This is a genomic window from Vibrio sp. ArtGut-C1, assembly GCF_002105475.1.
Taxonomy (GTDB): Bacteria; Pseudomonadota; Gammaproteobacteria; order Enterobacterales; family Vibrionaceae; genus Vibrio; species Vibrio diabolicus.
The window spans coordinates 31,717-49,581 of sequence record NZ_NCTH01000019.1; the positions used below are offsets into that span (position 1 = coordinate 31,717).

Sequence of the window (17,865 nt, forward strand, 5' to 3'; positions counted from 1 at the left end):
GCTTTTTAAATGTGAGTAAGTCGATTTTATTGAGATTATAGCGTCTCAGTAAAAGTACGAGCGATGACATCACGTTGTTGCTCTGGAGTTAGCGAGTTGAAACGTACTGCGTAACCAGAAACACGGATTGTTAGCTGTGGGTATTTCTCTGGGTGTGCAACTGCATCTTCTAGTGTTTCGCGTTTAAGCACGTTCACGTTTAGGTGTTGACCGCCTTCGATGCGAGGAGCTGTTTCGATTGCTACTTCACGGCTTTCGTATTCACCTAGATCGCTGATTGCGATAACTTGGTCTGCTTCGTAGCCAGCAGTTGCAGCAACACAACGAGCTTCATTTTTTTCGCTATCTAATAGCCAGATAGAGTTTAGTAGGTCGTCGTTTGCCGCTTTTGTAATTTGGATACCTTGGATCATCACTATCTCCTAGACCACTTACGTGGTGATTATTGGTGTTAATTTTCGAATTTTCGTTGAGCTGAGTATTATATAGCTAATATCCACTATTTTAATATTGATTTAAGTCAAAAAACAACCAAAAACATTATTTTTATTAAGGTGATTTTGTTGAGTTAAATCAATAAAACCTTTGAAAACAAACTAATTACAATTTATTTGATAATATAAAAAATATTTAATAACTCATTTTGTTGTAAATTTACTACAAATTGAGCTTAAAGTTTAAACTGATTAACGCAACTATCTGTATTTAGGTAGCAATACTGAAAGTCTAAAGTGATTAAATGACAAACATGAAAAACAAGCTTGGGAATAAACTCATTGGTGCACATGTCTCTGCTGCTGGTGGGGTCGACCAAGCGCCGTTGAGAGCTCGCGAAATTGGCGCGAATGCGTTCGCACTATTTACAAAAAACCAACGCCAGTGGGTGGCGAAGCCTTTAGAAGCAAAAACCATCAGTGCGTTTAAAGCGAACTGTAAAATGCTGGGTTTCGGCGCAGAACATATTCTTCCCCATGACTCTTATCTAATTAACTTAGGTGCACCAGAAGCGGATAAGTTGGATAAGTCACGCGCTGCATTCATCGATGAGATGGAGCGTTGTAATCAATTGGGTTTAACGTTGCTGAACTTCCACCCTGGGAGCCACTTAAAGAAAGTCTCGGAACAGGAGTGCTTAGCGACGATCGCAGAGTCGATCAATCTTGCGCACAAAGCGGTGCCGAATGTGATCGCGGTAATCGAGAATACGGCTGGTCAGGGTACAAACCTAGGTTGGAAGTTTGAGCATCTTGCTGAAATCATCGATCAAGTGGAAGACAAAGAACGTGTTGGTGTATGTCTCGATACTTGTCACACGTTTACCGCCGGTTACGATCTGCGTACTAAAGAGGATTGTGAGCATACCTTTGCTGAATTCGACCGTATTGTTGGGATGCACTATTTAAGAGCAATGCATCTAAATGATTCAAAAGTTGAGTTTGCCAGCAAAGTGGATCGCCACCACTCATTAGGCAAAGGAGAGATCGGGTGGGATTGTTTTGAGTACATCGCGAAAGACCCTCGATTTGATGGTATCCCTCTGATTTTAGAAACAATTGATCCGGACATCTGGCAGCAAGAAATCAACGCACTGCGTCAGTTTCATCTAGCGGCGATAGATAACCAATGATGTGATCACAGAGTTGGCACTTTTCTTTCTTAGTCACTTAAGTCAATTTGAATTAAGAAAGAAGGATGCCACTATGTCTCGACCACTCTCTTTTGCTTCTTACGCATATAGCCGCCGCGTGCTTCGTTTGCCGATGCCTAATCGTCATATTACCGGACAGGGGCATTTTCGAACGCCACAGAAGCATTAGTCTTTTATTACTGTTCTCAAGTTCGTGGTAAGTTTTTGTTTGTTTGGGTTTCGCTCGTTAGAATAGAAGCAAAATTTAGGACAGGAACTTTCCATGAATCAGTCACCCACTTGGCACGATGTGATCGGCGAAGAGAAAAAACAGAGCTACTTTGTAGACACTTTGAATTTTGTAGAAGCAGAACGCGCCGCAGGCAAAGCGATTTTTCCGCCAGCGAAAGATGTCTTTAATGCGTTTCGATTTACCGAGTTTAACGATGTTAAAGTAGTGATTCTGGGACAAGACCCATACCATGGTCCAAATCAGGCGCATGGTTTGTGCTTTTCCGTTCTTCCTGGAATCAAAACGCCACCATCACTCGTTAATATGTATAAAGAGCTGGCTCAAGATATTGAAGGGTTCCAAATCCCTCAGCATGGATTCTTACAAAGCTGGGCAGAGCAAGGTGTATTGCTGCTCAATACGGTATTGACGGTTGAGCAAGGTAAAGCGCATTCACATTCAAAAACGGGGTGGGAAACGTTCACTGACCGAGTGATTGAAGCGATAAACCAGCATCAGGAAGGCGTGGTGTTTTTATTGTGGGGCTCTCACGCTCAGAAGAAAGGGCGCTTTATTGATCGTAATAAACATCATGTGTTAGCCGCACCACATCCATCACCACTCTCAGCACACCGAGGCTTTTTTGGTTGTAAGCATTTCTCTCAAGCAAACCAGTTACTTGCCTCGCAAGGAAAAGCACCAATCAACTGGCATTTGCCATTAACTGTATAAAAGAAGAGACAGCGATAATGCTGCCATTATCGCTGTTTTTTTGAGCACGCTCGAGGCTGATGGCAAATTTCTCATGTACACTTATTAAAAGTAGGTGTTAAGGAGAGACGCTATGATGATCGAAAGAATTCGACGCGAACACGGCTATATGGTTCGTCTGTTGGCGATACTGCGCCATAAACTTAATGAGATAAAAGAAGAACGTGCGATCAACTACGCATTAGTAAGCGAGATAGTTGATTACCTCTCTAATCATTCAGAAAAAGTTCACCATCCGAAAGAAGATATTCTCTATCACCACTTTCTTGAGCACTATGGTAAGCAACAGACCATGGAAAACTTAGAGAAAGAACATCAAGAGTTAGCAAGTAAAACCAAAGAGTTTGCTTCCTTGATAGAGATGATCCTGCAGGATGCAGTTGTGCCTCAAGACATGTTTGTGGCCCACCTAGAGGACTTCATTGAATCACAAAGACGCCACCTGGAGTTAGAGGAGCGAAAAATCCTGCCTCTCATTGAGGAGCTGTTCACTACCGAAGATTGGCAGCATGTTGAAAGCTTATGGAGCGTCAGTGAAGATGACCCAGTTTTTGGTGACACCATTGCCGACCGTTATAAACAGTTAGCTGAACGTGTGCGTCAAAGTGATGCTGAGTATGTTTAAGTGTGTGCGATAAAACCTGAGCGAGCGAAAGTATCACTCGGGTTTGTTAGCTGCATTTCTTATTTATTGAGAATTGGACGTAAATTTATCGTTTGCGCTTCTCGACCAAAAGATAGGAAAATTCTTATTGAGTAATAACGGTACTCATACTTAAATCCTGGCGCCTAAACTCAAGTCGTTTACGGTTACTGTAAACAAAAACAAAAGGCACCCTTAAGGTGCCTTTTGTTTGAATTAGAGTTTAATGTCTTCCAAGTTGTAGTCGGTACAGGCATCAAGTTCGCGTAGCTCTTTAAGCAAATTGCGCCTGTCGTTCATCTCTTCTATTTCACGCCACTTTCGCTTTACTGGTTTGGCACGAGATTTGGTTGTTGAGGTAGTATCCAGATTAAAAATGTCATCTAGTTGAAAGCCTTCCATAAGCCACCTTTACCTTTCTTAAGCTAAACTGTTGTAACCAGTCCTTGTGGAGTTTTTTAAGTACCACAATAGCCGTGAGAATAACCATGATATATTTCGCATTTGTGTCGGTAGCATGACATTTTCGTGCAAAAATATTCTCAAAATCACACTTTTCATGGCAATGTGGTGGCTAAAAAATGCACAAACGATCTCAAGAAAACGATTAAATAGAGAGATTTTCAATGTTAATTCGATTTGGCGAGTGGGGAGACAGTGCAAAGGTCAAAGTTGCATAAAACCAGTTTGATGAAATAGTGTTCAATTAGATGGTAAGGCACTAGAGCAAATTTATGTAACACCTTGTGAATACTAGCTTGGTCTTAATTATATGGGTCTCCGTTCTGTTTGGTGGGTGATAATTATTTATGTTGGCATTTGGTAATTGAAATGTTGCGGTTTATGGGTGTTAAGTCTTCCATTTATGTTATTTTTTGGTGACTTTATAGTGAAAAATAACAATGTTATTATCATGATTGCATATTGATTTTTGCGCTCCTAGGTTGCATTATCCGCCCGTCAAAAAATACGCTGGTACGTAAAATGGATGCATGAAGCGACGTTTACGATTCTAGATTGCCCATAAACATTACTTAAAAAGCTAAGCACACTTTGACACTTAGCAGGCAATTTGGTGGATGGCTTGGACGCATAGACCGGCGCAACTCACTTTGAGGTACACATGACAGACTTAATCAATTTGATGAACGATCTCCTTTGGGGTTCGATTCTGGTTTATCTTCTTGTTGGTGTTGGTATTTACTTCACCGTTCGATTAGGGTTCATTCAGTTCCGCCATTTCGGCCACATGTTCTCTGTTCTTAAGAACAGTCGTAAAGCAGACAAAGCTGGTATTTCTTCTTTCCAAGCGCTTTGTACTAGTCTTGCTGCACGTGTTGGTACAGGTAACATGGCGGGCGTTGCAGTTGCATTGACTGCAGGTGGTCCTGGCGCGATCTTCTGGATGTGGCTGATCGCAATGCTTGGTATGGCAACGTCGTTTGCAGAGAGTACTCTGGCGCAGCTATACAAAACCAAAGATGATGATGGCAACTACCGTGGTGGTCCTGCCTACTACATGGAAAAAGGCCTGGGCATGCGTTGGATGGGCGTATTGTTCTCAGTTTTCCTAATCATCGCTTTTGGTTTGGTATTCAACGCCGTACAAGCTAACTCAATTGCAAATGCAATGAGCACCGCATTTGGTTGGAGTGACCTGTACGTTGGTATCGCGGTTGTAGCACTGTCTGCGATTGTAATTTTCGGTGGTATCAAGCGTATCGCAAAAGTCGCAGAGATGATCGTTCCGATCATGGCGCTGCTTTACTTGGCTCTAGCACTGTTCATCATGTTCTCTAATCTAGAGAAGCTACCTGATGTATTAATGCTTATCTTTAAGAGTGCATTTGGTCTGCAAGAAGCGGCGGCTGGTGGTCTTGGCTACGCGATTGCACAGGCAATGATTAACGGTATTAAACGCGGTCTATTCTCGAACGAAGCGGGTATGGGTTCTGCGCCAAACGCGGCGGCTTCAGCAACGCCTTACCCACCACACCCTGCATCTCAAGGTTATGTTCAGATGCTAGGTGTATTTATGGATACGATCGTTATCTGTTCAGCGACAGTGGCTATCATCCTGATGTCAGGTGAGTATGTCGGTCAAGCAACAGAAGTGACGGGTATCGAGCTAACTCAGCGTGCATTGAGCTCGCAAGTTGGTGATTGGGGTGGCATCTTTGTTGCCGTGGCAATCTTCTTCTTTGCATTTACATCAATCATCGCGAATTACTCGTACGCTGAAACGAACCTAATCTTCCTAGAGCACAACCATAAGGCGGGCCTAAGCATTTTCCGCGTTGTTGTTCTTGGTATGGTGATGTTTGGTGCACTTGCTTCGCTCCCAGTCGTATGGTCACTTGCTGATGTTTCGATGGGGCTGATGGCGATAGTCAACTTGGTGGCAATCATCTTGCTATCTGGCATCGTGATTAAGCTAGCAAAAGATTACAACCGCCAACTTGGTGAAGGTAAAGTACCAACGTTTGATGCGAATGACTTCCCTGAGCTGAAATCTCAGCTTGAAGAAGGCATTTGGTACAACGATAAAAAAGACTAAGTGAGCTATCACTCATAGTTGAAAGCTATTAGTACGATGTAAAAAGCCATGCAGACAATGCATGGCTTTTTTTGTACCCTATTAAAAAACAAAATTAGAGAAGGGAAAGTCATGCTTATCGTAGTTTCTCCAGCGAAGACTCTTGATTACGAGTCTCCGTTAGCGACAGAAAAATTTACTCAACCTGAGTTGGTCAAATACTCAAAAGAGCTTATCGATGTTTGCCGCAAACTGACTCCTGCTGATGTTGCCTCTTTAATGAAAGTGAGCGACAAGATTGCCGATTTGAATGTCGGGCGATTTCAAGAGTGGAGTGAAACGTTTACCACAGAAAACTCACGACAAGCGATCCTAGCGTTTAAAGGTGATGTTTACACAGGACTAGACGCCGAAACCTTATCTGAGGCGGACTTCGAGTATGCCCAAGATCATTTGCGCATGTTGTCTGGCCTCTATGGTTTACTAAAACCACTCGATTTGATGCAGCCATACCGTCTTGAAATGGGTACCAAGCTTGCAAACGACAAGGGCACAAACTTGTACCAGTTTTGGGGCAATGTGATTACGGATAAGCTTAACGAAGCGATTTCTGCTCAAGGTGATAATGTGCTTATCAACCTAGCATCAAATGAATACTTTAAAGCGGTGAAGCCAAAGAACTTAGATGCGCAAGTGATCACGCCAGTATTCAAAGATTGTAAGAATGGCCAATACAAGGTCATCAGCTTCTACGCGAAGAAAGCGCGCGGCATGATGGCGCGTTACATCATCGAAAACCGTATTGAGAGCGTGGCAGACCTGACTAAGTTTGATACGGCGGGTTACTACTTTGTTGAAGATGAATCGACACCAACAGAGTTAGTATTTAAACGCGAAGAGCAAAACTAAAACTGATTGAGACGTAGTCTACGTTAATCTCAATAAACACAAACGAAAAAGGGTTGGCAGTGCCAACCCTTTGTTATGTTTTAGCTTAGGCTATTTCGCCCCAACAAGATTACTTCTTCTTAGCGGTTTTCTTTTTCGCTGGCTTCTTCTTGTCTTCTTTTTTCTTTTTCTTCTTAAACACAGGTTTTTTGTGTTTCGGACGCATCTCTTTCACGAAACGCTCTTTGATGTCTTCTTTCACGTAACGTGCAACGCGATCCATCATTGGTTGGTCGTGTGCTTCTACGATTGAGATAGCATTACCTTTCTTACCCGCACGAGCCGTACGGCCAATACGGTGAAGGTAGACATCAGCCGTACGTGGCATGTCGTAGTTAATAACGTGTGACACATCCGGAAGGTCGATACCACGCGCAGCAACGTCCGTCGCGAGCAGCACGTTTACAGTACCATCGCGGAAGCGAGAAATCGCATTGTTACGACGATCTTGAGGCATTTCACCTTGAATCCAAGAACATGGAATCTGTGCGCTCTCAAGCTGCGCTCGTAGCTCTGCCAAACGCTCACGTGTCTTCAAGAAGACAATGGTGCGTTCTGCTTGCTGAGTAATAATGTGTTTTAGTAATTCAAGCTTGTGTTCAGCATCATCAGCACGGTGGTACCACTGAGCAATCTTCTTACGCTCACGCAGTGGCGATTTTGCATCGATCTCTGCTGGGTCATTCAACAGATCAGCGGTAAAGCCCTCTACGCCTTTACCTTCTAAAGTTGCTGAGAACAGAAGGGTTTGTTTACGCCAGCGGCACTCGTTAGATAGACGATCGACAGTAGGAGCAAAACCCATGTCTAGCATACGGTCTGCTTCATCCAGAATTAACCATTCAATCGCACGGCAATCAAAACGCTCTGCATCAATGTATTCTTTTAAACGGCCAGGCGTTGCAACCACAATGTCTTGTGTTGTCGCAAGGATATCGGCGTGCTCTTGGTATTGAACACCACCTGTGATGGTGAAAATGTTCAGTTTAGTGTTTTTTGCCAAAGCTCGTGCTTGATCAGCGATTTGCATCGCCAATTCGCGCGTTGGCGTTAGGATCAAAATACGCGCAGGTCCAGGCTTGCGACGAGGGAAGTCTTGCAAGTATTGCAATGCAGGCAGGACGAAGGCTGCCGTTTTACCAGTACCTGTTGGCGCTGACGCTAGAATGTCACGACCATCCAACGCTTGTGGAATCGCTTCTGCCTGAATTTTTGTTGGGCGTTCGTAACCCATCTCTTCAATGGCTTCAAGTAGGTTTTGGTCTAGATCAAGTTCAGCAAAGGTTCTGATCACAATGAGTTCTCCACAAGCAAAGCTTGGTTAATGGTTCGCCACAACAGCATAGAATACAAAAGGTCGCACATTATAAAGCGATTGGTGATAAGGATCACATGTTATTTCACATCTTAAGATAAAACTCGCGGGTTAATTGGACGAAATCGTCACTGTAACCGTCATGTGAATGAATTATTAAATGTGATTCTTGAGTATCGCAAGGCTGCTTCACCAGTTCAAATAACAGTCGATGTACCGGTTTCTTTTCTGATGGCTGTACACGACAGACTCGCGATAGATGCCAACCTTGGTGTAATGCTAGTTCAATAAACCGTTCGCCTTCGGTGATTGGTAACACAAAATTAGCTTTCCCTTGCTCATCAAGCAACTGATAGCAACGTTGTAGCAATGCGTTGTGGCGTAGCGTATCAGTGTGCCTCGCGGTTGCACGTTGACTGTGTTTCGATTGCTCGCCGCTGTTGAAGTAGGGCGGATTACAAATGATGCGTTGGAATGGATGCGTCGGCGTAAAGTCTAGTATGTCGGAATGATGCACACTCACACGATCTGACCAAGGCGACTGAACTACGTTTTTTTGCGCAGCTTCAACGGCTGTTAATTCAATATCGACCGCGGTTATTTGAGCTTCTGTAAAGCGTTGGGCACACATCAGGGCAAGCAACCCGGTGCCAGTGCCAATATCGAGAATTTGAGCGTTGTTCGGGCTTTGAATCCAAGCACCAAGCATTACCCCATCAGTGCTGACGGGCATACCACTCTCGCCGCCCTCAATACAAAATTGCTTAAAATTGAAGTCTTTAGTTTTCAGTTTTTTGCTCTTCATGATTGTTTTATGTTTGCTCAATAATTAAGTGAATTTCTCTATTGTTTCTTAATTGTATAGATTGTTGTTTTGTTGGTTATTAAATTGTATTGTTAATTGATCGAGATAAAGAACTGGTCTGTTATTTAGATCTGGTTATATCCACTGCTTTTAAGTTTGAAAACTAAATTAATATGGTGTTTTTTTCTTAAAGGTTGCCAAATGATGAGTCTTTCGTCATTATGCGGCGAAAATTTTATAGATTGAACCACGTGTACTTATTGACTTTAGGTATACAAAAGTGGTCTAAGCATACACAACATTCATTAATTAAAAGACAAGGGTTATCTGTGAAGCAGACGTTAAAACTAACAGATATTATCGCAGTAGGCTTTATGCTATTTGCGTTCTTTTTGGGTGCGGGCAATATCATCTTTCCACCTCTAGCGGGTCAGCTAGCCGGTGAAAACTTAATGCCAGCGATGTTTGGTTTCTTGCTAACAGCGGTAGGTCTACCTCTTATTACTATCGTTGCTATTGCTGTTGCTGGTGGTTCTTGGGATCACTTAACGCAAGACCTTCCGAAAAAAGCAGCGGTTATTATGGCTGCGTTGATCTTCATCATCATCGGTCCTGCGTTTGCTGCGCCTCGTACTGGCCTAGTGGCTTACGAGATGGCGGTGAAACCTTTCTTCCTTGAAGCGTCACAAACGCATCTCACTGCATTTTCAGTGATCTTCTTTATTGCGGCGATGATGTTCTCATGGTTCCAAGGCCGTTTGATTGATCTTATCGGTAAAGTACTGACGCCGGCATTGTTCGTGGGTTTGATCATTCTTGCAGTGGCGGTATTTATTGATCCTCAAGGTGACATGCTGGGCGCGCACGGTGAGTACTTAACGCAACCACTGACCAAAGGCTTCCTAGAAGGCTACAACACAATGGATACGTTCGCGTCATTGATGTTTGGCATGCTGATGGTTGATGCACTGCGCGGTAAAGGCATTACTGAGCGTTCTGCAACGACTAAATATCTGATCTATGCAGGTTGTATTGCCGCTGCCGGTCTTGCGTTTGTTTACATCTCACTATTCTACTTGGGCGCGACGAGTGCAACTGTTGCTGCTGGTGCAGATAACGGTGGTCTGGTACTTAGCCAATACGTTCAAGCGCTGTTTGGTCCATACGGTCAAATCGTTCTGTCTGTCATTGTATTACTAGCGTGTTTGACAACGGCTATTGGCTTGATTTCTGCGTGTTCAGACTTCTTCAGCTCGAAAACGCCACTGTCATACAAGCAATGGGTACTGATTAACGGTTCTGTTTGTGCGTTGGTTGCGAATGTCGGCCTTGCACAACTGATTTCTCTGTCAGTGCCAGTATTGTTTGCGCTGTACCCTGTGGCGATTGCGTTGGTTGCACTAACATTTGTACGCAGCAAACTGCCAAATCCACGTTTTGCTTACCGCGCGGTACTGCTTGTATCTCTGTTGTTTGCGTTGGTTGACGCGGCAAAAGTATCGGGTGTTGATGTTTCTGCGTTTAACATGTTGCCACTATTCGAAGTGGGCATGGGTTGGGTGCTTCCAACATTTGCGGCTATCGTGTGCATGTTCTTCATCGCGAAACCTCGTCCAGAGCTAGCACAAGAAACAGCGTAATAACTTCGCACTATCAAGATATTAAAAAGCCCGATGAATTACTTCATCGGGCTTTTTATTTTTTATCTTTGAAGCGTTCACACTATTAAAGTGTGTCGTGGAACTCCACAAGAACTTGTTCACACCATTTTTCGATGCGCTCATCACTCAGTTCGTACTGCGAGTCTTCATCTAACGCTAGTCCAACAAACTTACTGCCATCTTCAATCAGTGCTTTCGATGCTTCAAATTCGTAGCCTTCATTTGGCCAGTAACCGATAAAGGTTGCGCCAGTCGCTTGTAATTCATCGTGAAGTAAGCCCATCGCGTCCAAATACCAGTCACCGTAGCCTTCTTGGTCACCTAGACCAAACAGCGCGACAACTTTACCTTTTAATGGTGTTGTTGCGATGTCTTGCCAAATCGCGTTCCAATCTTCTTGAATTTCACCAAAGTCCCAAGTTGAGATGCCAAGGAGTAATAAGTCGTAGTCCGCCATTAGTGATAACGGTGTCTCTTTCACATTGTGAATGTCGACAAGGTCTTCACCAATAATGGTACGAATTTTCTCTGCTGCCATTTCGGTGTAGCAGGTCGTTGAGCCGTAAAAGAGTCCGATTTTCATTATATTCATCGTTATTTGTGTTGCTGTTGTGGAAGATTCTAACCATAAATTGAGGAAGATTGCAGCGAATATCCTAAGCGGGATGATTTTTTTATGGTATTGGATCGGTAGGTGCCTTAATCTAAGTACTGTAAATATAAACAGATAAGGAAGCGTTCATGACGGCACAACAGCCTGTCAATCAACAAGATTTTTCGCTTGTTGAGCAATTCTTAGATGCGATGTGGATGGAGCGTGGGCTATCAGAGAACACGCTGGCTTCCTATCGAAATGATTTGATGAAGCTGCTCACGTGGATGGAGAAACATCGCTACCGTCTTGATTTCATTAGTTTGTCTGGCTTGCAAGAATACCAAAGCTACCTTGTAGACTTGGATTACAAGCAGACGTCCCGTGCGCGTATGTTGTCGGCAATTCGCCGTTTATTCCAATATCTGCATCGTGAGAAAGTACGTGCTGATGATCCGAGTGCGCTCTTGGTCAGTCCTAAACTGCCACAACGCTTGCCCAAAGATATTAGTGAAGAGCAAGTGGACGCCTTGCTCGAAGCGCCAGACCCGAATGATCCTGTGGAATTGCGGGATAAAGCGATGCTGGAACTGCTGTATGCGACTGGTTTGCGTGTGACGGAATTGGTCAGTTTAACTATGGAAAACATTAGTTTGCGTCAAGGAGTTGTACGTGTCACAGGTAAAGGCGGTAAAGAGCGCTTAGTGCCAATGGGGGAGAACGCGGTAGATTGGATCGAGACGTTTATTCAACAAGGGCGTCCTGCGTTACTTGGTGATACATCATCTGATATTGTTTTTCCTAGCAAACGCGCAAGGCAAATGACTCGTCAGACGTTTTGGCACCGTATTAAGTACTATGCTTTGATAGCAGGGATTGACACTGAACAGCTGTCGCCGCACGTACTGCGTCATGCCTTTGCCACGCATTTATTGAACTATGGCGCAGATCTCAGGGTCGTACAGATGCTATTAGGACATAGTGACTTATCGACCACGCAAATTTATACTCACGTGGCGACTGAACGATTGAAGCAGATCCACAGTCAACACCACCCAAGAGCATAACAATGGTTAGATTCATCCATGTCTTCTTGGAAAAACGATTTTATATTAAGGTGAATTTCATGAGCGTATTACGCCGACTAACTCTGCTGACTTTACCATTTTTTGTTACCGCGTGTGGTGCAGAAGAAAGTCAGGCTAAAACGGACACTCCTGCACAGCAAGTGGCACCAGCTGCGCAAAGCAGTTTTGATGAAGCAGCATTAAAAACTAAGTTCTCAAAGCTTGGTTTATCTATCGTTGATATTCAGCCATCAGAAGTTGCTGGTTTATTAGAAATCCAAACTAATGGCGGGATCTTGTTTGCTTCAAATGATGGTAGCCATTTTATCGCCGGTACGCTTTATGCCATCAATGACGATGGTAGTTACAAAGATGTCATTGCAGAGCGCCAAGCGCCGCTTAATGCGGAGAAAATCGCGCAGTTCTCCGATAGCATGATTGAATACAAAGCCGACGATGAAAAATATGCTGTGACGGTATTTACTGATATCACTTGTGGTTACTGTGTGCGTCTGCACAGCCAAATGCAAGGCTATAACGATCTAGGCATTACAGTGCGTTACATGGCTTACCCTCGCCAAGGTGCTACTGGCCCAGTGGCAGAGCAAATGGCGACGATTTGGTGTGCTGAAGATCCAAAGTCGGCAATGCACAACGCGAAAGTGAATCGTACGTTTGATAACCCTGCGAAAGACTTAAAACAGTGTAAAGAAACCATCCAATCACATTACAATCTAGGTCGCCAATTGGGAATTTCTGGTACGCCAGCGATCTTCTTACCGAATGGCGAAATGGTTGGCGGTTACCTACCACCTGCAGAGCTATTGAAACGTTTAAAGCAACAATAATCCTTTAGGAGCAGAGCCGGCAAAGTCGCCGGCTCTTTTCAAGCATGATAGAAATTCAACGACGTCCTGAACCTGATCTTTCCCTTCTTCCTGATTCCATTCCTCCGATTCTCAAACGTATCTACATCAACCGTGGGATTACGGATCCTGCGCAACTAGAAACGTCAGCTCGTGGTTTGCATTCTTACCAAAAACTCGGGGGGATTGAGCAAGCTGTCGAGCTTTTGTTTCAGGCAATAAAAGAACAAAAACGCATCATCGTTGTCGGTGATTTTGACGCTGATGGTGCGACGAGCTCTGCATTGTCGGTGCTCGCGCTGCGTATGCTTGGTAGTCACAATGTGGACTACCTAGTACCGAATCGTTTTGAAGACGGTTATGGGTTAAGCCCAGAAGTCGTTGACCAAGCATTAGAGCTTGGCGCTGAGATGATCATGACGGTAGATAACGGTGTGTCATCAATCGAAGGCGTGCGTTACGCAAAAGAAAACGGCATTACCGTGCTCGTTACCGATCACCACTTACCGGGACAAGTGTTGCCTGATGTGGATGCAATGGTGAACCCAAACCTTGAGAGCTGTCACTTTCCGTCTAAAGCGCTCGCTGGTGTCGGGGTCGCGTTTTATCTCATGATGGCACTATGCGTTCATATGCGAAAACACAATTGGTTTGCTGAGCAGGGCATGCAAGAGCCTAAGTTGATGGAACTGATTGACCTTGTTGCACTTGGCACTGTAGCTGACGTTGTCCCACTGGATGAAAACAACCGTATTCTTGTGCACCAAGGCCTGCAGCGTATTCGTGCGGGCAAAGCGCGCCCTGGCATTCAAGCATTGATTGAAGTAGCGAAGCGCGATGCGCGTCGTTTGGTGGCGTCCGATTTTGGTTTTGCTTTAGGTCCTCGTATCAATGCTGCAGGTCGCCTTGATGATATGTCATTTGGTGTTGAACTGTTGATGTGTAACAACATTCACGCCGCTCGTCGTATGGCAAGTGAACTGGATGGTTTGAACCAAACTCGTAAAGAGATTGAAGAAGGCATGAAGCAAGAAGCGATGGCTTTCTGCGAACGTCTTCAGTTTGGTGAAGGCAGTGAGCTTCCTTACGGATTAGCCTTGTTCCAACGTGATTGGCACCAAGGTGTGATTGGTATTTTGGCCTCGCGCATCAAAGAGAAGTTTCACCGTCCAGTCATCGCATTTGCTGATGGCGGAGAAGGGACAATTAAGGGCTCGTGTCGTTCTATTCCGGGGTTACACATGCGTGATGCGTTGGATTTCATCGACACGCAAAACCCAGGTTTGATCATCAAATTTGGTGGTCACGCGATGGCGGCAGGCTTAACAATTAAAGAGCAGGATTTCGAACGTTTCAGCCGTTTATTTGATGAAGTGGTAAAAAAGGAACTCGATGAAGCGGCGCTAAAAGGCGTGATCATGTCAGATGGTGAACTTAAGCCTGAAGAATTCTCTATGCATGTCGCTGAACAGCTGCGGTCTGGTGGCCCTTTTGGACAAGCCTTCCCTGAACCAATCTTTGATGGTGAGTTTAAAGTGTTGCATCAAAAGCTGGTGGGTGAGAAGCATCTTAAATTGATGTTAGAGCCGCTTTACAAAGGTCACCCTACCAATGTGATGATCGATGGAATTGCATTTAATGTCGATTTGCGTCGCTGGCCGGATGCATCAGTTAAAACGGTACGTTTAGCTTACAAATTGGATGTGAATGAATTTCGTGGTAATCAATCACTGCAATTGATGATCGATCATATCGAAGCTAAGTAATATCTAGATTAACCTTTCTTATAGAGTACGGTTGCCCCTAAGAGGGTGTAAAATTTTATGACCGTGCTCTCTCTAACCGCAATCTGATTTCTCATCCGAAATTTTCCTGTATCTCGGTCACATTTTTCAGTAGAATTTCTCGGTTAAATTCTATTCTAAAATGTTGAGTAAACATGTTTGAAATCAATCCAATTAAAAACCGTCTGCAGGACGTGTCTCAGCGCACAAATGTCCTGAGGGGGTATCTTTGACTATGACGCGAAGAAAGAGCGTCTAGAAGAAGTCAACGCAGAGCTTGAACAACCTGATGTATGGAACGAACCTGAACGTGCACAAGCACTGGGTAAAGAGCGTGCATCGCTAGAAGCGGTTGTTGAAACTATTGATCAACTAGAGCAAGGTGTAGAAGACGTAGAAGGTCTTCTTGAGCTGGCTGTAGAAGAAGAAGATCAAGAAACATTTGACGAAATCGAACCAGAACTTGCTGAGTTGGAAGAGAAGCTAGAAAAGCTTGAATTCCGTCGTATGTTCTCGGGCGACCATGATAGTTCAGATTGCTACATCGATTTGCAAGCTGGCTCTGGTGGTACGGAAGCACAAGACTGGACCAACATGCTGCTGCGTATGTACCTACGCTGGGCAGAGGCGAAGGGCTTCAAAGCTGAAGTGATTGAAGTCTCTGAAGGTGAAGTCGCGGGTCTTAAGTCGGCAACAGTTCGTATCTCTGGTGAGTATGCGTACGGTTGGTTGCGCACTGAAACGGGCGTTCATCGTCTTGTTCGTAAATCTCCGTTCGATTCAGGCGGCCGCCGCCATACGTCATTTGCGTCTGCGTTCATCTATCCAGAGATTGATGAAAACATCGACATCGACATTAATCCTTCTGACCTACGCATCGACGTTTACCGTGCGTCAGGCGCAGGTGGTCAGCACGTCAACACCACAGAATCTGCGGTACGTATTACGCACGTACCAACGAACACCGTGGTTCAGTGTCAGAATGACCGTTCTCAACATAAGAACAAAGATCAGGCAATGAAACAGCTTCGAGCGAAGCTATTTGAGCTTGAATTGCAAAAGCAAAACGCGGAAAAACAAGCTAATGAAGACGCTAAGTCTGACATTGGCTGGGGTAGCCAGATCCGTTCTTACGTATTGGATGACTCACGTATTAAGGACCTCCGTACGGGCATTGAAAACCGTAATACTCAAGCGGTTCTTGATGGCGATCTGGACAAATTTATTGAAGCTAGCCTGAAATCAGGCCTATAAAGCTTTTCACCGACAAAACAGGATACATCGAAAATGACTGATGCTGTTCAAAACGAAACTGTACTAGAAGAAAATAAGCTGATTGCTGAACGCCGCGCTAAACTGGATGAAATCCGAAAGAGCTGCAAAGCAAACGGCCACCCAAACGACTTCCGTCGTGACGCACTAGCGGGCGACCTTCAAAAAGAGTTCGGTGAAAAGACGAAGGAAGAGCTAGAAGAGCTTAACCACGTGGTTGCAATTGCTGGCCGTATTATGGCTAAGCGTGGTCCATTCCTAGTAATTCAAGAAACATCTGGCCGTATCCAAGCTTACGCTGCTAAAGACGTACAAAAAGAGCTAAAAGAGAAATACCAAGGTCTTGATATCGGTGACATCATCGGTGTTAAAGGTGCGCTGCACAAATCTGGTAAGGGTGACCTATACGTGAACATGGAAGAATACGAGTTGCTAACTAAAGCACTTCGTCCACTTCCTGAGAAGTTCCACGGTCTTACTGACCAAGAAATGCGTTACCGTCAGCGTTACGTTGATCTGATTGTGAACGAAGATTCACGTAAAGCATTTATTGTACGTTCTAAAGTGATGTCTGCAATTCGTAACTTCATGATCTCAAAACAGTTCATGGAAGTAGAAACGCCGATGATGCACGTGATCCCTGGTGGTGCAAGTGCACGCCCATTCATCACGCATCACAACGCGCTAGACATGCCAATGTACCTACGTATTGCACCTGAGCTATACCTGAAGCGTCTAGTAGTTGGTGGCTTCGATCGCGTATTCGAAATTAACCGTAACTTCCGTAACGAAGGTCTTTCTCCACGTCATAACCCAGAATTCACTATGATGGAATTCTACATGGCGTACGCGGATTATAAAGATCTGATGGACTTTACTGAAGAACTACTAAGCTCGGTAGCGCAAGAAGTTCTAGGTTCAACATCAATGCCTTACGGTGATGAAACGGTTGAATTTGGTGGCACTTACACTCGTATGAGCATGTTTGAAGCAATCAAGCAGTACAACCCAGATCACGCGCAAATCCAAGCGCTAACCGAAGAAGATCTACAAAACCGTGAACTGATGGTTTCTATCGCGAAATCAGTACATGTTGAAGTAGAAGACTTCTGGACATGTGGTCAGCTTCTAGAAGAAATCTTCGGTGAAACAGCAGAACCTAAGCTAATGCAGCCAACGTTCATCACTGGCTACCCAGCGGACATCTCTCCACTGGCTCGCCGTAGCGATGACAACCCGTTCTTTACAGACCGCTTTGAATTCTTCATCGGCGGTCGTGAAGTGGCGAATGGCTTCTCAGAGCTTAACGATGCAGAAGATCAAGACGCGCGCTTTAAAGCACAGGTTGAAGCTAAAGAGTCTGGTGACGACGAAGCCATGTTCTACGATGCAGATTACATCACTGCACTAGAGCACGGCCTACCACCAACGGCAGGCCAAGGTATCGGTATCGACCGTCTGGTTATGCTACTGACTAACACGCACACTATCCGTGACGTGATCCTATTCCCAGCAATGCGCCCACAAGCATAATTTGGCAGGATGATCAAAAAAACCACCTTCGGGTGGTTTTTTTATGCCTTTTAGTTAAATGAGTTCAAGTTGTTGCATTTGCTTTTTAATAGGATATGCAAATAAACATTCGCCAAATCTCAATCTATTGCATAGTCTTAATACTGAGACAGACGTGGGGGCGCGGAGTCTCGATAATGTTACCCGCTCGCAAAGATAGGTTTGTGGCGCAAA

General features: G+C 44.5%; 16 protein-coding genes. 11 read left to right on the plus strand and 5 right to left on the minus strand.

The window, feature by feature from the left end:
• Positions 1-35 precede the first annotated feature (35 nt).
• The gene (grcA, locus tag B7360_RS15905) at positions 36-413 is read right to left on the minus strand and encodes an autonomous glycyl radical cofactor GrcA (RefSeq protein ID WP_005381814.1); all 378 of its coding nucleotides are present in this window, start codon (positions 411-413) and stop codon (positions 36-38) included.
• Between the two features lie 326 nt (positions 414-739).
• Between grcA and nfo the strand changes: the two genes are divergently transcribed.
• From nfo to B7360_RS15920, 3 genes are all read left to right on the plus strand, one after another.
• On the plus strand, positions 740-1,627 hold the full coding sequence (nfo, locus tag B7360_RS15910; RefSeq protein WP_046873969.1) for a deoxyribonuclease IV: 888 nt from the start codon (positions 740-742) through the stop codon (positions 1,625-1,627).
• Positions 1,628-1,910: 283 nt separating this feature from the next.
• Positions 1,911-2,591, plus strand: a complete 681-nt coding sequence (gene ung, locus B7360_RS15915) for a uracil-DNA glycosylase (protein WP_005396298.1) — start codon at positions 1,911-1,913, stop codon at positions 2,589-2,591.
• Positions 2,592-2,703: 112 nt separating this feature from the next.
• On the plus strand, positions 2,704-3,255 hold the full coding sequence (locus B7360_RS15920; RefSeq protein WP_005396296.1) for a hemerythrin domain-containing protein: 552 nt from the start codon (positions 2,704-2,706) through the stop codon (positions 3,253-3,255).
• 234 nt (positions 3,256-3,489) lie between these two features.
• Here B7360_RS15920 and B7360_RS15925 read toward each other — a convergent pair whose 3' ends face one another.
• Positions 3,490-3,675: a DUF3545 family protein gene (locus B7360_RS15925; RefSeq protein ID WP_005396294.1), complete on the minus strand. Its 186-nt coding sequence runs from the start codon at positions 3,673-3,675 to the stop codon at positions 3,490-3,492.
• 721 nt (positions 3,676-4,396) lie between these two features.
• Between B7360_RS15925 and B7360_RS15930 the strand changes: the two genes are divergently transcribed.
• Positions 4,397-5,830, plus strand: coding sequence for a sodium:alanine symporter family protein (locus tag B7360_RS15930; RefSeq protein WP_012842138.1), 1,434 nt, complete (start codon positions 4,397-4,399; stop codon positions 5,828-5,830).
• A 111-nt stretch (positions 5,831-5,941) separates the two neighbouring features.
• Complete coding sequence (gene yaaA, locus B7360_RS15935; protein WP_085343978.1) at positions 5,942-6,718, plus strand: peroxide stress protein YaaA; 777 nt, start codon at positions 5,942-5,944, stop codon at positions 6,716-6,718.
• Positions 6,719-6,827: 109 nt separating this feature from the next.
• Here the strand turns inward: yaaA and srmB are convergent, their stop codons facing one another.
• Both srmB and B7360_RS15945 read right to left on the minus strand, forming a co-directional pair.
• Positions 6,828-8,051, minus strand: coding sequence for an ATP-dependent RNA helicase SrmB (srmB, locus tag B7360_RS15940; RefSeq protein ID WP_005396291.1), 1,224 nt, complete (start codon positions 8,049-8,051; stop codon positions 6,828-6,830).
• A 106-nt stretch (positions 8,052-8,157) separates the two neighbouring features.
• Positions 8,158-8,877: a tRNA1(Val) (adenine(37)-N6)-methyltransferase gene (locus B7360_RS15945; protein WP_085343979.1), complete on the minus strand. Its 720-nt coding sequence runs from the start codon at positions 8,875-8,877 to the stop codon at positions 8,158-8,160.
• Positions 8,878-9,206: 329 nt separating this feature from the next.
• Here B7360_RS15945 and brnQ point away from each other — a divergent pair, with 329 nt between their 5' ends.
• Positions 9,207-10,517 carry a branched-chain amino acid transport system II carrier protein gene (brnQ, locus tag B7360_RS15950; RefSeq protein ID WP_006742676.1) on the plus strand — a complete coding sequence of 437 codons (1,311 nt, stop codon included), beginning with the start codon at positions 9,207-9,209 and terminating at the stop codon, positions 10,515-10,517.
• An 85-nt stretch (positions 10,518-10,602) separates the two neighbouring features.
• On the opposite strand, the gene fldB is transcribed toward brnQ, so the two are convergent.
• Entirely contained in the window at positions 10,603-11,121 is a 519-nt protein-coding gene (gene fldB / locus B7360_RS15955) for a flavodoxin FldB (RefSeq protein WP_085343980.1), read from the minus strand.
• A gap of 158 nt (positions 11,122-11,279) precedes the next feature.
• Between fldB and xerD the strand changes: the two genes are divergently transcribed.
• The 5 genes from xerD to lysS all read left to right on the plus strand — a co-directional run bounded on the left by xerD (position 11,280) and on the right by lysS (position 17,652).
• Positions 11,280-12,197, plus strand: a complete 918-nt coding sequence (gene xerD, locus B7360_RS15960) for a site-specific tyrosine recombinase XerD (RefSeq protein WP_005397336.1) — start codon at positions 11,280-11,282, stop codon at positions 12,195-12,197.
• A gap of 59 nt (positions 12,198-12,256) precedes the next feature.
• Positions 12,257-13,045, plus strand: a complete 789-nt coding sequence (gene dsbC / locus B7360_RS15965; RefSeq protein WP_012842135.1) for a bifunctional protein-disulfide isomerase/oxidoreductase DsbC — start codon at positions 12,257-12,259, stop codon at positions 13,043-13,045.
• 44 nt (positions 13,046-13,089) lie between these two features.
• A complete protein-coding gene (gene recJ / locus B7360_RS15970; RefSeq protein WP_006742673.1) occupies positions 13,090-14,829 on the plus strand; it encodes a single-stranded-DNA-specific exonuclease RecJ in 1,740 nt (579 codons plus the stop codon).
• Positions 14,830-15,002: 173 nt separating this feature from the next.
• Positions 15,003-16,101 (plus strand): peptide chain release factor 2 gene (prfB, locus tag B7360_RS15975; protein WP_100068604.1). Its coding sequence is split into 2 segments (ribosomal slippage): positions 15,003-15,077 and positions 15,079-16,101, totalling 1,098 coding nucleotides; the frame shifts between segments, so codons are not numbered across the junction.
• 33 nt (positions 16,102-16,134) lie between these two features.
• A complete protein-coding gene (lysS, locus tag B7360_RS15980; RefSeq protein ID WP_005397328.1) occupies positions 16,135-17,652 on the plus strand; it encodes a lysine--tRNA ligase in 1,518 nt (505 codons plus the stop codon).
• Positions 17,653-17,865 lie beyond the last annotated feature (213 nt).